This is a genomic window from Roseateles oligotrophus (assembly GCF_014204525.1).
In the GTDB taxonomy this organism is placed as follows: Bacteria; Pseudomonadota; Gammaproteobacteria; order Burkholderiales; family Burkholderiaceae_C; genus Paucibacter_A; species Paucibacter_A oligotrophus_A.
This window is the reverse complement of sequence record NZ_JACHLP010000003.1, coordinates 137,558-151,934: the sequence shown is the minus strand read 5'-3', so window position 1 is coordinate 151,934 and position 14,377 is coordinate 137,558. Positions and strand designations below refer to the sequence as shown.

General features: G+C 66.1%; 11 protein-coding genes. 2 read left to right on the top strand and 9 right to left on the bottom strand.

Translation table 11 applies throughout. The annotated features are described in order from the left end of the window. Positions 1–52: 52 nt before the first annotated feature. The 4 genes from yidD to HNP55_RS08285 all read right to left on the bottom strand — a co-directional run bounded on the left by yidD (position 53) and on the right by HNP55_RS08285 (position 6,680). Positions 53–493, bottom strand: coding sequence for a membrane protein insertion efficiency factor YidD (gene yidD, locus HNP55_RS08300; RefSeq protein WP_184298146.1), 441 nt, complete (start codon positions 491–493; stop codon positions 53–55). Between the two features lie 55 nt (positions 494–548). Further along, positions 549–3,350: a M16 family metallopeptidase gene (locus HNP55_RS08295; RefSeq protein WP_184298144.1), complete on the bottom strand. Its 2,802-nt coding sequence runs from the start codon at positions 3,348–3,350 to the stop codon at positions 549–551. Between the two features lie 1,482 nt (positions 3,351–4,832). After that, positions 4,833–5,816 carry a Bug family tripartite tricarboxylate transporter substrate binding protein gene (locus HNP55_RS08290; protein ID WP_184298142.1) on the bottom strand — a complete coding sequence of 328 codons (984 nt, stop codon included), beginning with the start codon at positions 5,814–5,816 and terminating at the stop codon, positions 4,833–4,835. Positions 5,817–5,963: 147 nt separating this feature from the next. Next, on the bottom strand, positions 5,964–6,680 hold the full coding sequence (locus tag HNP55_RS08285; protein ID WP_184298140.1) for a choice-of-anchor J family PEP-CTERM protein: 717 nt from the start codon (positions 6,678–6,680) through the stop codon (positions 5,964–5,966). 284 nt (positions 6,681–6,964) lie between these two features. On the opposite strand from HNP55_RS08285, the gene HNP55_RS08280 reads away from it, so the two are divergent. Together HNP55_RS08280 and HNP55_RS08275 are read left to right on the top strand one after the other, a co-directional pair. Then, positions 6,965–8,854 (top strand): ATP-binding cassette domain-containing protein, encoded by a 1,890-nt coding sequence (locus HNP55_RS08280; protein WP_184298138.1) that lies wholly within the window; start codon positions 6,965–6,967, stop codon positions 8,852–8,854. A 24-nt stretch (positions 8,855–8,878) separates the two neighbouring features. Continuing rightward, entirely contained in the window at positions 8,879–9,277 is a 399-nt protein-coding gene (locus HNP55_RS08275) for a hypothetical protein (protein ID WP_184298136.1), read from the top strand. 3 nt (positions 9,278–9,280) lie between these two features. On the opposite strand, the gene HNP55_RS08270 is transcribed toward HNP55_RS08275, so the two are convergent. The 5 genes from HNP55_RS08270 to bfr all read right to left on the bottom strand — a co-directional run bounded on the left by HNP55_RS08270 (position 9,281) and on the right by bfr (position 14,365). Beyond that, positions 9,281–10,066: a fumarylacetoacetate hydrolase family protein gene (locus tag HNP55_RS08270; protein WP_184298134.1), complete on the bottom strand. Its 786-nt coding sequence runs from the start codon at positions 10,064–10,066 to the stop codon at positions 9,281–9,283. Between the two features lie 22 nt (positions 10,067–10,088). After that, entirely contained in the window at positions 10,089–11,270 is a 1,182-nt protein-coding gene (locus HNP55_RS08265) for a low temperature requirement protein A (RefSeq protein ID WP_184298125.1), read from the bottom strand. Positions 11,271–11,367: 97 nt separating this feature from the next. Further along, positions 11,368–12,768: a class II fumarate hydratase gene (gene fumC, locus HNP55_RS08260; protein WP_184298122.1), complete on the bottom strand. Its 1,401-nt coding sequence runs from the start codon at positions 12,766–12,768 to the stop codon at positions 11,368–11,370. A 78-nt stretch (positions 12,769–12,846) separates the two neighbouring features. Beyond that, positions 12,847–13,893, bottom strand: coding sequence for a serine hydrolase domain-containing protein (locus HNP55_RS08255; protein WP_184298120.1), 1,047 nt, complete (start codon positions 13,891–13,893; stop codon positions 12,847–12,849). A gap of 4 nt (positions 13,894–13,897) precedes the next feature. Next, positions 13,898–14,365 (bottom strand): bacterioferritin, encoded by a 468-nt coding sequence (gene bfr / locus HNP55_RS08250; RefSeq protein ID WP_184298118.1) that lies wholly within the window; start codon positions 14,363–14,365, stop codon positions 13,898–13,900. Positions 14,366–14,377 lie beyond the last annotated feature (12 nt).

The following is a 14,377-nucleotide window of genomic DNA, read 5'->3' as shown; positions in this document are numbered from 1 at the left end:
TGATAGGCCTTGTCCAAAGTCTGTCCCTTGGAGTGGCCTATCGGATCTGGAGTTAGGGCAAGGGGCGCTTCGGCGGCAAGTGCCGGCGCCGTTCCGCCCAGCGCTCGCGCGGGCTTTGGCTTCGATACTTTTTGCGGCTGGGCCAATCGCAGCAGTCGAAGCAACTGAAGGCATCGCAGACACCGCAGGAGCTATGTCCGCCCGGAAGATCGCAGGGCAGATCGCAGCCCGGATCGCACAGCCCGCGCTGCCCGGCATGGCTCAGGCGAGCTGAAGCCACGCTGCCATAACGGCGATGTGCCACGCCACACAGCCGCAGGCGTTGGCGCAGCAGGGCCAGGCCCGACCAGCAGCCGTGGCGGCGTATCACCCGGTAGCCCAGGGCCGAGCAGCTGGCTCGGCCGCAGTGCAGGCGGTAGGCGCAGCCAAAGCCTTTGTGCGGTGACAGCCAGCGCTGGTAGGCGCGGATCAGTAACAGGGCCAGGTGTTTCATCGTGCAGCCTTGCGGGGCGGGCCGCGGCCCGCCCCCGCGCCTTCTTTCTTGCTTCTTACTTGGCCGCCGCGGCCTCGGCCGCCTTCTTCGCCGCACCGGCAAAGTCACCCGCGTAGATGTGCAGGAACTGGGCCGGCTTGATGGCGCGGCGCAGGGTCTGGTTGACCTCGTCCAGCGTGACTTTCTCGATCTGCGCCTCGCGCTCGGCCGAGAAGGCCATGGTGCGGCCGGTGTGCAACTGGCCGACCAGGCCGCCGGCCAGGGCGGCGTCTTGCGCGCGGCCGATCTTGGACTGCTCCAGCAGGGCTTTCTTGGCATCAAGCAGCTCGGCCTCGCTGATGCCGTCCTTGACCAGGCGGTTCAGCTCCTCGGCGACGCCGGTCTTCAGGCGCTCCAGGTTTTGCGGCGCGTAGATGGCGAACAGCAGCTCGGCGCCCACGGGCTCGAAGCTGCCGGCGCTGAGTTGGCTGCCGGCGCCGTAGCTGATGCCTTCCTTCTGGCGCAGGCGGTCCAGCAGGCGCGACTTGACGCCACCACCCAGCACCTTGTTGACGATGGACAGGGGCACATAGTCGGGGGCGTCGTCCTTCAGCGTCAGCGGCAGCAGGGCGATGTAGAAGGCATTGGCCTTGTCGGGCGTTTCCAGCAGGATGGCGCCGGGCTTGATCTGCGCCGCTTCGCTGCTCAGGCGGGCGTATTTGCTCTTGCTCTTCCAGTCGCCGAACAGGGTCTTGAGCTGGGCCTGCACCTCGGCATTGTCGAAGTCGCCGACCAGGGCCAGCTTGGCGTTGTCGGCGCCGTAGAACTGGCTCCAGAAGCGCTTCACATCCTCCAGCTTCAAGGCTTTCAGCTGGGCCGCGCTTTCGTCAAAGCTTTGGAAGGCCCGCACATCACCCTTGGGGTAGGCGTCGCGGGCCTTGGCCAGCGCTTGCGAGGCCAGGGCTTGGGGTTCGCTGCGCTGGGCGTCGATGGCGGTGAGGTTTTCCTTCACCGCCAGCTCGAATTCCTGGGCCGGGAAGCTGGGGGTGCGCAGCACATCGCGCAGCAGCTCCAGCAGGGCCGGCAGGTTTTTGCGCACGGTGTCGAATTGCACATTGACGCTCTGGCCGCTGCCGGAGACGGTCAGGCGGGCCTTCAGCTCGTCCAGCTTGGCGGCCAGCTCGGCGCGGCTCAGCTTGGCCGTGCCGCGGCTCAGCAGATCGCTGGTGAGGCCAGAGGTGCTGGCCTGGCCGAACAGGCTCTTGGCATCGCCGAAGTCCAGGCGCAAGACGCCGTGCACGGTCTCGCCGCGGGTCTTCTTGGCCGTCAGGGCCAGCTTCATGCCATTGGGCAGGGCGCTGCGGACGGTGCGCTTGTCGATATTGGCGGGGCTGACGTCGAAGTTCTCGCCCTCGGCCACGGCCGCGCGGCCTTGGTAGCCTTCGACCAGCTTGGCCACGTCGACCGGCGCGGGCAGCACGGCGCGGTCCGGCGCCTTGGTCGGCACGAACTGGCCGTAGGTGCGGTTGCTTTCCTTGAAGTAGTTCTCGGCTACGCGCTGCACGTCCTTGATGCTCAGTGCTTCCATGCGGTCACGGGCCAGGAAGAACAGGCGCCAGTCGCCGGAGGCGATGGACTCGGACAGCTGCACGCCCAGGCGTTGCGGGTCGTTCAAGGTCTTGTCAAAGTCGCTCAGCCAGCTGGCCTTGGCGCGCTTGAGTTCGGCCTCGGTGATGGGGTTCTTCTTGATGTTTTCCAGCGCTTCCTGCAAGGCCTTGCGGGCTTCGGGCAGCTTTTGCTCCTTGCCCAGCTCGGCCATGAAGAGCAGGTAGCCGGGTTCGGCCAGTTCGAAGTTCCAGGGGGCGACGGAGACGGCCTTCTTGCCCTCGACCAGCAGCTTGTGCAGACGGCCATTGGGCGAGTTGCCGAGGATCTCGGCCAGGGCGGCCACGGCGGCCGAATCGGCATGGCTGGCCGCGGGCGTGTGGTAGAGCACGGCGGCCAGCTGGGTGTCGCCGACGCGGTTGACGCTGACCTCGCGGGCACCGTTCTGCACCGGGTCCAGGGTGTAGGTGGGCTGCAGCTGGCGCGCCGGGCGCGGGATGGCGCCGAACACCTGCTCGATCTGGGCCAGGGTCTTGGCCGCATCGAATTTGCCGGACACCAGCAGCACCGCGTTATCGGGCTGGTAGTGGGCGCGGTAGAAGGCTTGCAGATTCTCGATCTTGACGCCCTCGACGTCGCTGCGCGCGCCTATGGTGCTCTTGCCGTAGTTGTGCCAGTCGTAGGCGGCCGCGGCCATGGCCTGCCACAGCGAGCGCTGCGGGTTGTTCTCGCCCGACTCCATCTCATTGCGCACGACGGAGAACTCGGTCTCCAGATCCTTGCGGGCGACATGGCTGTTGACCATGCGGTCGGCTTCCATCTCCAGCGCCCAAGTCAGGTTTTCATCGCTGGCCGGGAAGGTCTCGAAGTAGTTGGTACGGTCGTAAAAAGTCGTGCCGTTGAACTGCATGCCGCGCTTGCCCAGCTCTTGCATGATGTTGCCGCGCGTGGGCGTGCCCTTGAACACCATATGTTCCAGCAGATGGGCCATGCCGGTCTCGCCATAGTTCTCGTGGCGGCTGCCGACCAGATAGGTGATGTTGACCGTGGTGGTGGGCTTGGAGGCGTCGGGGGCCAGCAGCACGCGCAGGCCGTTGGTCAGGCGGTACTCGGTGATGCCTTCCACCGCTGCATGCTTCTGCGTCTTCTGAGCCTGCGGGGCAGGGGCGGCCGCAGCGGCCGGCGCCGCGCTGGTTTGCGCCCAGGCGGCAGGGTAGAGGGCCAGGCTGCCCAGGGCAGCAGCAATCAGGTAAGAGGTGGTTCTCAGTCGCATCAATGGACTCCGCGGATAGGGATCGTTTGGCTTGAAAGCTCGGGGTCTGCCCAGTCGGCTTGGACGGGGCGGCCCAGTATAGGGAGGCGATGGGGGGGCTCCTGACGGCGGGTCGCACTTGCCCACCATTCACCTTGTGCGGCACGCGCCCCGGGCGGGGCGGCAGGCGCGCGTATCTAGGTCGGCGTTGCCCACAGCGCCTGTGGGCAAGCTTGGGGAGTGTTGCGATGGAATCGCGCCCAAGCCCCTGTTCATGGGCTCGTCAAGACCTTGCCCGAATATGCGGCAGCCGCCTCGGCCGGGGCCGAAAAGCGTCAATTTCGGACGCGAATGCGCGGCGCGGCAGCGCTGGCCTGTGGCAAGAACGGGGCGATTCAGCGGCAATTCCCCTGCGGATGGGTGGCTTGAACGGCGGCCTGGCGGCGGGATTTGCGGGCGGCGTTCGAGTCGGTGCGCAGTGCGCGCAAAAGCGTCGATTTCAATTGAAATCGTCCTCTCATCCTGCGGCGCCTGTCCACAGAGGCTGTGGGCAAGCTTGGGGACGCGAGTGGGGGAATCGCTCAGAAGCCCCTGTTCATCGACGATTCCCTGGCCTGCATCAAATGCGGGCAGGCGGCTTGGGGGCGCGAAAACCGGGGCTCGCCAGGCCGGGTTCTCGGCGCGGCAGATCGCTGCTTTATTTTGCGGCAGCTTCGGTCGGCGTCTGGGCTGCCCAGCGGCCCTGTTGTGGATGACATCTGCCGCTTTGCGCGCAATACGCCCGGCTTTGGGCGGCTGTCGCCCGTGATGGTGCGCAGGCCGCGCGATTTTTGGGTCTTTATGTCCACAGTCGCTGTGGGTAAGTTTGGGGATGGGCCTTGGAGTGCGTGGGCGATGCCTCTGTCCATCGCGATTTCCCTGGCTTGCTCGAAGATGGGGCAGGGGGACCGCCCGGGAGTCGATTCCTTTCGGACTGGGGCTGTGGACAAAAAGGCCCGGCTTGGATTTGCGTAAAAACTCGGCAGCTGCATTGCTGCGAGCGATTTGCTCGCCATCGCCTGTTGTGCGAATTTCGCCCCGTGTTGGGCGCATTGCGCGCTCGGTGGTTTGGCTGAATGTCCACAGTGTCTGTGGGCAAGCCTGGGGATGTCTGCGGGAGCATGTGGCCAAGGCCTCTATCCATCGCGGATTCCCTGGCTTGCTGCAAATCAAGGCAAAGCGCCGCTGCGCAGCAAGAGTACCTGCCTGGGCCGCAGCTGTGGGCTCTGGCCTGCTGAAAAACAGGGCAGATTGGATTGCTGATCGCCCAGTTTCGGGCGATTGCCGCCCGCATCGGGGCGCTGATCGCGCGGCCGTGTTGGGCACTGTCCACAGAGCCTGTGGGCAAGTTTGGGGATGGCGCTTGGAGAGGGGCCGAGAAGCCCCTGTTCATCGGTCCTGCGCTGGCTTGCCCGAATATGGAGCAGCCGTGGCGCCCTGGCGGCGCCCGGCTTCAAGGTTCGCTCAGCTGAGCTTGAGCAGATGCAGCACCACCCGGGCGGTGGTCTGTTCGGTCTCCAGGAACTCGCTGAACAGCTTGCCCGTCATGAAGGCATTGTTCCAGCGGTTCTTCTGCAGTTCGGCCGCCCAGGCGCTGCTGCCGTTCAAGGCCGTGGCCAGCTGGGTCATGCGTTCGGCCTGGGCCGGCGTCAGGCCCGGGGGGGCGAAGACGGCGCGCCAATTGCTGAGGTCGGTGGCCACGCCCTGATTGCGCAGGGAGCGCAGGCCGGCCGTGTCGGCCCGGCTGGAGATGGCCAGGGCGCGCACGCTGCCGCTATTGATCGCCTCCATGGCCTCGGAGTAGCCGCTGATGCCGATGTCCAGATCGCCTTTTTGCAGGGCCGCGACCAATTCGCCGCCGCCCGAGAAGGGCTGGTAACGCAGCTTGCTGGCGTCCACCTGCAGGGCGCGGCCCATCATGCCCATCAACATATGGTCCACCCCGCCGGCGCTGCCGCCGCCAAAGCGGAGGGTGGCGGCGTCGCTGCGGATGCGCGCGTTCAATTCGGCCTGGTTGCGCAGCGGGGAGGCCTTGGGCACCAGGATGACCAGGGCGTCCGAGGTCAGGCGGGCCACCGGCGTGACCTGGCTGAGGTCGATGGGGGCGCGGTTGAGGGCGATGGCGCCCAGCATGACCATGCCGCCCAACATCAGGGTATTGGGCTGGCGGGCGTACTTCTCGACGAAATAGGCCAAGCCGGGCACACCGCCCTTGCCGGGCTTGTATTCATATTCCACCTTGTCGACCAGCCGGCTGGCCTGCAGGGCATTGCCCATGGCACGGGCGGTCTGGTCCCAGCCGCCACCCTGCGAGGCCGGCACCAGCAGGCGCAGGGAATCCAGCGGCGCTGTGTTCGTCGACTTGGCCCTGGCTTGCGCCAGGCTGGCCAGGGGTGTGGCGGCCAGCAGGCCCAGGCCGCCGGCATTCAGCATCGTTCTGCGTTTCATATCGTTATTGCTTTCCATTGGCAACGGTGGCTGGACAGCCTCCCAAGACTGCAGATTCTGGCAGCTTCAGCACGCTGGTTCAGGAAATTAGGGCGCCAATGAAAAAACCCGGCAGCAGCCGGGTTTGGGGTGCCAGGGCGCAGGCTCTTACTGTGCCTTGCCGCCGCGGCGTGCCCGCAGGCCCAGGGCCAGCAGGCCCAGGCCCATCAGGGCGTAGCTGCCGGGTTCGGGCACGGCGGCGGTGATGGCAAAGCTGTCCACGCCGATGTAGTTGGAGTTGTTGCCCGCGGAGCCGCCGTCGCTGACCAGATAGCGCAGGGCCAGGGCGCCATTGGTGGCACCGGACAGGCCGCTGATGGTGGCGCTGTATTTCGTCCAGCTTTCCGGGTATCCACCAACGTCCAGCGCCGGATTGATACTGAGCAGCAAGGAGGTGAAGCTGCCCACGCTGGTGTTGGTATTGCCCACATCCGTGCCACCGACATTGCTGAAGCGCAGCTCCAGGGCGTCGGGCCATTGCGAGCCGGTGGCGGTGCGGGTGTAGAAGCTCACCACGTCGCCGTTGTTGAAGCTCAGGGTGGGGGTGATCAGCCAGTTGCTGATATCGCCGACGCTGCCGGTGCTGTTGAAGTTGGCGCCGGCGTAGGAATTGGCGGCACCGGCCTGGGCCGAGAAAACTGCGGTATTGCCCTGGAACCAGGAGATCGAGCCGAGGGGAGCGCTATTGTTTTTCACGGTCCAGCCGGCGGGCGTGACGGTGTCAAAGCCTTCGCTGAGGCTGGCGGCCGAGGCGCTGCCCGCCAGGGCCAGGGAGGCCAGCAGGGCGGGGGCGGTGTGGCGGGCAAGGGTCTTGGGTGCGAACATGGGATTCCTCTCCTTTGTGATTGACGGGGAAGGTTCACTCGCTCGACAAGCCCTTGCTGGACGGTGTTCCATTCGATGCAAGCGCATGAAATCGGAGCGGCGAAACCATTGGAGTCATTTCACGCGGGATTGCATTTCCGTGAAAACCCGCCCTCCCCCTAAGTCAAAGGGAGTCGGCCCGGGCGCCTCAAAAGCCGCTTGAATGGGTGATTATTTGTCCGTGCCTGGTGAGGCTGGAATCGGCGCCTGGCGGCGCGTCTCGCCGCTGCGGCGACAATCGGGCCATGGCAGTCCTATCCATCTCCAACGCCCATCTCGCTTACGGCCACGTCGCCTTGCTGGATGGCGCCTCCTTCTCACTCGAAATGGGTGAGCGTGTCGGCCTGATCGGCCGCAACGGCACCGGCAAATCGTCGCTGCTGAAAATCCTCGCCCAGATCGACAAGCTCGACGACGGCCTCTTGCAGCTGCAGCAAGGCCTGACCAGCGTCTACGTGCCGCAGGAACCCGAGCTGCGGCCCGAGGCGACGATCTTCGACGTGGTCAGCGAGGGCGTGGCCGAGGCCAAGGCCTTGCGCGAGCGCTACGAGATCCACGACCCGGAGGACGATCTGGAATGGGTGGCCGAGCGCATCGAGCATCTGGGCGCCTGGAACTGGGAGCAGCGCGTCGAAGAGACCTTGCAGCGTTTGAATCTGGACGGCTCGCGCATCGTCGGCGCGCTCTCGGGCGGCTTGAAGAAGCGCGTGGCCCTGGCCCGCGCCCTGGTGGCCCAGCCCGACGTGCTCTTGCTGGACGAGCCCACCAACCACCTGGACCTGGACGCCATCACCTGGCTGGAGGAGCTGCTCAACGGCTTCAAGGGTTCGCTGCTGCTGATCACCCACGACCGCAGCTTTCTCGACAATGTGGCCAACCGCATCGTCGAGCTGGACCGTGGCCAGCTGCGCGGCTACCCCGGCAACTTCGCCGCCTTCACCGCCGCCAAGGCCTATGAGCTGGAGAACGAGGCGCTCTTCAATGCGCGCTTCGACAAGCTGCTGGCGCAGGAAGAAATCTGGATACGCAAGGGCGTCGAGGCTCGCCGCACCCGCAGCGTGGCCCGCATCCAGCGCCTGGAAGCCATGCGCTTGCAGCACGCGGCGCGCCGCGATGTGCAGGGCAAGGTCAAGTTAGACATCGACACCGGTGGCGCCAGCGGCAAGATCGTGGCCGAGCTGGATACGGTCAGCAAGAGCTATGGCGGCCGCGCCATCGTGCGCGACTTCAGCGCCACCATTCTGCGCGGTGACAAGGTCGGCCTGGTCGGAGCCAACGGCGCCGGCAAGACGACGCTGCTGAAAATGATTCTCGGCCAGTTGGCGCCCGACACCGGCAAGGTGCAGATGGGCAGCAAGATCAATGTGGCCTATTTCGACCAGATGCGCGATGTGCTGGACCTGGACGCCACCCTGGCCGACACCATCAGCCCCGGCAGCGAGTGGATCGAGATCGGCAACCAGCGCAAGCATGTAAAAAGTTATCTGGGCGACTTTTTGTTCTCGCCCGCGCGCGCCAACTCGCCGGTCAAGAGCCTGTCGGGCGGCGAGCGCAACCGCCTGCTGCTGGCCCGTCTGTTCGCCCGCCCCGCCAATGTGCTGGTGCTGGACGAGCCCACCAATGACCTGGACATCGAGACCCTGGAACTGCTGGAAGAGCTGCTGGCCGACTACGACGGCACCGTCTTCCTGGTCAGTCATGACAGACGCTTCCTGGACAACGTCGTCACCTCAACCATCGTCAATGAAGGCGATGGCCGCTGGCGCGAGTACGAAGGCGGGGTGCAGGACTGGCTGATCCAAAGCAAGCGGGCCGCGGCCCTGCGCGCCAAGAACGAGCCGGCTGCCGTGGCCAGCGCACCGGCCCCCGCGCCCGCACCCGTGGCCTCACCCGACGCCCTGGTCGTGGCCAAGCCTAAAAAGCTCAGCTACAAAGAGCAGCGCGAGCTGGACGAGCTACCCCAGAGAATCGCCGCGCTGGAGGCCGAGCAGACGCAGCTCAATGCCTTGCTGAATGGCAGCGAGCTGTACAGCCAGGGGGCGGCCCGCATCGCCGAGGTGACCGCCCGTGCCGGTGAAATCGACGAGCAGTTGCTGGCCTTGATGGAGCGCTGGGAAGTGCTGGACGCCAAGTAGGCAGCGCTGGAGGCGGAGTCTGCAATGAACCAAATCTTCCAACAGGAATGGGTGGCGCTGCAGAACAAGTACGAGCAGTACGAGTTCCTGGCCCTGTTCAACAAGCTCGCCGCTCTGGGTGTTTTCTTGGTCTTGAGCCCGGGGCGTTTGGTGCTGGTGCTGTTGGCCTTGCTGTGGCTGCAGGAGGCCATTTTCAAGACTTACCAGGCCCGCCTGGGTGAGCGCCTGCTCAAGGTGGAGCAAGGCCTGCGCGAGGGGGGCTTGCCCAGCCTTGGCATGCAGCTGCACAGCGAGTGGCAGGCCCATCGGCCCGGCGTGGGTGGCTTGCTGGCTCAATACCTGAGCCAGGCCCTGCGGCCCAGCCTGGCTTGCAGCTATGTGATCCTGCTGGCGCTTGCGCTGTACCGGCTCTTTGCCTGGTGAGGCTCACAAGCTCAGCCTGATCTCGCCCAGGCCCTCAAAGCCCAGGCGCACGCTATCCCCCGGGCTCAGCTCGGCCCAGCTCAGCCAGGCGCCGGTGGTGACCACGGTGCCGGCGGGCACCGTCATGCCTTTGCGGCTGAGGTGGCGCAGCCAGCCCGGCAGCAGCCAGGCCGGGTCTTGCAGGGGGTGGCCGCCCTGGCCGCGCAGCGGCGCTTCCTGGTTGCGCTGTATCCAGCAGTCCAGTCGGCTCCAGTCGGGCAGGGCCGTGGCGGACCAAGGGATCCAGTCGCCCAGGGCCAAGGCGCCATGCGAGAGGCAGTCCGCCTGGCGCAGCAGGGGCGGCGCCTCGCCCGCCTCCAGCCAGCGCGAGCAGACCAACTCGGCCGACACGGTGTAGGCCTCGATCAAGCGGCTTGCTTCTTCATAGCCCAGGCTGGCCGCGCGGGCCGGGCTGACCTCTTCGCCCAGGCGCAGGGCAATCTCGGCCTCGACGCCGGGCGCGCGTAGCTGCAGATCGGAAAAATCGGCCTTGCCCATGCGGACCCCTGTTGGTGCCAGCGGCGCATGGCTCAGCTCGGCGCTGCGTGAGGGGCCGCCGGACTTCCAGCAGCGCACCTGGCCGGTGGTGACATCGGCCCAGGCCAGACGATGGGCCAGCAAGTCCTGGGTGAGATAGGCGTCCTCGCTGCTGTTGAGGGCGGCAAGCCAGCCGCCGGAGGGCAGGAGCAGGCCTTCTGTCCAAGCTTGCGCCAGGGCGGCGGCCAGGGTTTGAGGCTTGGTGTTGTTCATGAATTTCTTCTGCGCCCGGAAATCAATGCCTTTGCAGGCAGCTGTCGAACAAGGCCACGCCGGCGATCAGCAGGGTCAACAGGCCGGCCACCCAGATCAAGGGCCAGCCATGCCCCAGCCAAGCCAGCAGGGGCAGGATCAGCAGGCTGAGCAAGAGGGACGGTGCCCAGCGACCAAACACGATGCGGCGGAACAAGGCATTGCCTGCGATGAAGAACACAAAGGCCCCCAGCATCACGGCCAGGCTTTTGCCTTCCAGTGCGGCATGCGGATGGGCAATCAGCAACTCGCTGCCCACCGCTGCGACGATGATGCCGGCCACGATGAGGACGTGGATGTAGTGGAAGTACGCACCGAGCCGGCCCGGATCCTCGGCGTGCTCGATGGCGTGGCTGGCCTCCTTGCTGGAGGTGTCGAAGTAGAGCCACCACATGGCCAGGGCGGTGACGAAGGCGCAGGCAAAGGCGGCCACGGTCCAGCTGTCCCATGTTTTGGCTTCACTGAAGGTGGCGCCGGTGAGCAGGATGGACTCGCCCAGGGCCACGATGACAAAGAGTTGGCAGCGTTCGGCCAGGTGGCCACCGTCAATCGTCCAGTCGCGGGTCTGCGAGCGGCCCAGGCCCGGCAGCCACAGGCCGAACATGGGGGCCACATACTCGCTGCCGGCGGCCAGGGCCCAGAGCGCCATGCGTCCATGGCCGTCGTCGCAGGCGGCGCCGGCCAGCCAGAAGGCGCTGGCGATCAGGGTCCAGCCCAGGATGCGCTGGAAGTTGGGCGTCAGCGCATGGCGCGGGCCCAGCATATGCAGGACCCAGAGCGTGCGCCCCACTTGCAGGGTCACAAAACAGCCGGCGAAGACCCAGCCGCCGCCGGGCTCGAAGGCATGGGGCAGGGCGGCCGCCATGGGCAGGGCCACCAGCATGGCGGCGAACAGCAGGCTGCGCACCGGCAGGGTCTCGGGGTCGAACCAGTTGCTGACCCAGCAGGTGTATTGCCAGCCCAGCCAGACGGCGAACCACAGCAGCAGGGTTTGCAGCGCGCCCTCCCAGCTCAGATGGGCGAGCAGATAGTGCGAGGTCTGGGTGACGGCGAAGACGTAGACCAGGTCAAAGAACAGCTCGGCAAAGCTGACCTTGGGGCCCGCTGAGCCGCGCTGGCGCAGGGAATGCGTGGCGGCGGCCAGGGCTTGCGGGGGGTTTGTCATCGAGAGCTCCGGCATTGCGTTTGCGCCCCATTCTCAGGCGCAGGCAAGGCGCAGCGATAGCCGGGTCAGCCCGCGTCTCGCCGCCGCGACAGCGCGGCTACTCGCTGCTGTGCGTCATCTGCAGCGGCCTGACCCAACGCTCGAACTCATCCGCCGTGGTGTAGGCCAACTCTATGGCCGTCTCGCGCAGGTTCTTGCCTTGCTGGTGGGCGGTCTTGGCGATCTTGGCCGCCTTGTCGTAGCCGATATGGCGGTTCAGCGCCGTCACCAGCATCAGGTTCTTGGCCAGATTGGCCTCGATGACGGGCAGATTGGGCTCAATCCCGCGCGCGCAATGCATATCGAAAGAGGCGCAGGCATCGCCCAGCAAATCGATGCTTTCCAGCACGTTGTGCACCATCACCGGCTTGTAGACATTGAGCTGGAAATTGCCCTGGCTGCCGGCGAAAGCGGTGGCCGCATCGTTACCGAATACCTGCACGCACACCATGCTTAGCGCCTCGCACTGCGTGGGGTTGATCTTGCCCGGCATGATCGATGAGCCCGGCTCGTTCTCGGGGATGTTGATCTCGCCGATGCCGCAGCGTGGGCCGCTGGCCAGCCAGCGCACATCGTTGGCCAGCTTGAGCAGGGCGCCGGCCAGGGTGCGCAGATTGGCCGAGCTCGTGACCAGGGCGTCATGGGCCGAGAGGGCGAAGAATTTATTGTCGGCGGCGCGGAAGGGCTGGCCGGTCTGCGCCGCGATGAAGGCGGCGCAGCGCTCGCCAAAACGCGGGTGGGCGTTCAGGCCCGTGCCCACGGCCGTGCCGCCAATCGCCAAGTCGTAGAGCTCGGGCATGCCACGGCGCAGCGTGGCCAGGGCGTAGTCCAGCTGGGCCACCCAGGCGCCGATTTCCTGGCCCAGGGTGATGGGGGTGGCGTCCTGCAAATGGGTGCGGCCGGTCTTGACCACGGCCTCGAATGCTTGCGCTTTTTGCGCCAGCGTGTCGCGCAATTGCTGGACCTTGGGGAAGAGCTGGGCTTCCAGCTGCGCCACCACGGCGATGTGCATGGCGGTGGGGAAGGTGTCGTTGCTGCTCTGCCCGCAGTTGACGTGGTCGTTGGGGTGGACCGGGCTCTTGGCTCCCAGCTTGCCGCCCAGCAGCTGGCTGGCGCGGTTGGCGATGACCTCGTTGGCATTCATATTCGACTGCGTGCCCGAGCCGGTCTGGAACACCACCAGGGGGAAATGCTCGGTGAGCCGGCCGGCAATCACCTCGTCGGCGGCCTGCTCGATCGCGCGGGCCAGCTCGGGTGCCAGCTGGCCTAACTCCGAATTCGCTTGGGCTGCGGCCTTCTTCAAAATGCCCAGCGAGCGGATGACCGGGAACTTCCAGCGGAAGCGGTCGGCGCCGATCTCGAAGTTGCTCAGCGAGCGCTGGGTCTGCGCGCCCCACAGGTGATGGTTGGCGACGGCGATGGGGCCGAAGGAGTCGGTTTCGTCTCGGGAGTCAGTCATGTCAGGCGTCCTTTTGGAGTGAGGGAGCGAAGGCTGGCTGACGGGAGGGCTTGCTGGCGTTTCTTGCAGGAGCGAATCCTACGTCAGCTCGGCAGCGGGCGCCCAAAGTCGCGTCGCCCAGGTGGACAGGTCGGTCTCAAAGCCCTCGGCATTGCTCAGCACAATCAGGCTCAGGCCGCGCCGCGGGTTTCTGAGCATGAGCGAGGAAAACGCGGCGTAGCCCCCGCCGTGGAACACCAGCTGCTCCTCGCCATGCGCCACGACTTCCAGCCCGAGGCGGTAGGCCGTGTCCGCTGGAGCGAAGTGCTCGTCCTGCGCACAGCATTGGGTGAGCAGGCTGGGTTCGCTGCCGGCCTGGGCCTGCCAAAAGGGCTCGGCGCGGATGAGGTCGTCCAGCGTGGACCAGATGCCGCCGTCGCCCCAACTGGCCAGGGCAACCGGCGCATCCAGCCAGGCGTCGGGCAGGGCCTTGTCGCCTTCATCGCGCACATAGCTGCGTGCGCGCCGGGCCATGACACGCCCGGGCTGGCTCTCGACGCTGCTATCTGCCATGCCCCAGGGCTCGAAACAATGGCGGTGCAGGAGTTCGGCCAGCTCGGCGCCTTCGACGGCCTTGAGCAGTTCGGCCAGCAGCACATAGTTGCTATTGCTGTACTCATGGCGTGTGCCGGGCTTGAACTGCACGTCATCGGCCAGGGCGATCAGCTCCAGCGCCTGGGCCTGGGTGACGATGTCGTGCTCATGCCGGCCCAGTTGGGCGTGCCAGAGAAACAAGTAGTCGGCAATGCCGCTGCTGTGGCGCAGCAAGTGGCCCAGCTGTATCGCTTGTTCGTAGGACTTGAGCGCGGGCAGCCAGGGCCGCACGTCGTCGCCGAGCCTGAGACGCCCGGCCGCAACCGCTCGCATCACCAGGGCCGCCACCCAAGGCTTGGACTCCGAGGCCAGGTAGAAGCGGGTATCGCCGGCAATGGGCTGCTGCCACTCCAGATGCGCCATGCCGTGATGAACTTGGCGCAAGACCTGACCCTCATGAACGAGGGCGAGGCAGAAACCCGGTTCATCCGCTTTGTGGGTCGCTTTGAGCTGGGCGATGGCGCCGTCCAGGCGTTCAAGTTCCGGGATCATGGGCTCAGGCCGTTTGCGACTGCAGATAGTTGGCCAGGCCCAGCTGGGTGATCAGGCGCTGCTGCTGCTCCAGCCAATGGGCATGGTCCACCTCGGTTTCCACCAGCAGGGGTAGCAGCAAATCGCGGCTGACGTAATCGCGCGTCTGCTCGCACAGCGCGATGGTCTCGCGCAGCAGCTGGCCCACGGTTTGCTCCACGGCCAGGTCGCTGGCCAGCATGCTGGGCACATCAAAGCCGATGTTCAGCGCGCTGGCCTGCATGGCCGGCAGGCCGCCCAGCATCAGGATGCGCTTGATCAGCACGTCGGCATGCGCCGTCTCGTCCTCCATCTCATGGGCGATGCGCGCGGCGGTCTTGGCAAAGCCCCATTCGGCCAGCATGCGGGAGTGGATGAAGTACTGGTCGCGCGCGGCCAGCTCGTGGCTCAGCAAATGGTTGAGGGCGGTGATGACGGGGGAGGTGCTGGGCATGGCGGGGTGTTG

Bases quoted from the DNA above. Each gene is read 5' to 3' on its own strand.
- HNP55_RS08275 (WP_184298136.1), top strand. From the start codon at position 8,879: ATGAACCAAATCTTCCAACAGGAATGGGTGGCGCTGCAGAACAAGTAC.
- HNP55_RS08280 (WP_184298138.1), top strand. From the start codon at position 6,965: ATGGCAGTCCTATCCATCTCCAACGCCCATCTCGCTTACGGCCACGTC.
- fumC (WP_184298122.1), bottom strand. From the start codon at position 12,768: ATGACTGACTCCCGAGACGAAACCGACTCCTTCGGCCCCATCGCCGTC.
- HNP55_RS08295 (WP_184298144.1), bottom strand. From the start codon at position 3,350: ATGCGACTGAGAACCACCTCTTACCTGATTGCTGCTGCCCTGGGCAGC.
- HNP55_RS08255 (WP_184298120.1), bottom strand. From the start codon at position 13,893: ATGATCCCGGAACTTGAACGCCTGGACGGCGCCATCGCCCAGCTCAAA.
- HNP55_RS08290 (WP_184298142.1), bottom strand. From the start codon at position 5,816: ATGAAACGCAGAACGATGCTGAATGCCGGCGGCCTGGGCCTGCTGGCC.
- HNP55_RS08265 (WP_184298125.1), bottom strand. From the start codon at position 11,270: ATGACAAACCCCCCGCAAGCCCTGGCCGCCGCCACGCATTCCCTGCGC.
- HNP55_RS08270 (WP_184298134.1), bottom strand. From the start codon at position 10,066: ATGAACAACACCAAGCCTCAAACCCTGGCCGCCGCCCTGGCGCAAGCT.
- HNP55_RS08285 (WP_184298140.1), bottom strand. From the start codon at position 6,680: ATGTTCGCACCCAAGACCCTTGCCCGCCACACCGCCCCCGCCCTGCTG.
- bfr (WP_184298118.1), bottom strand. From the start codon at position 14,365: ATGCCCAGCACCTCCCCCGTCATCACCGCCCTCAACCATTTGCTGAGC.
- yidD (WP_184298146.1), bottom strand. From the start codon at position 493: ATGAAACACCTGGCCCTGTTACTGATCCGCGCCTACCAGCGCTGGCTG.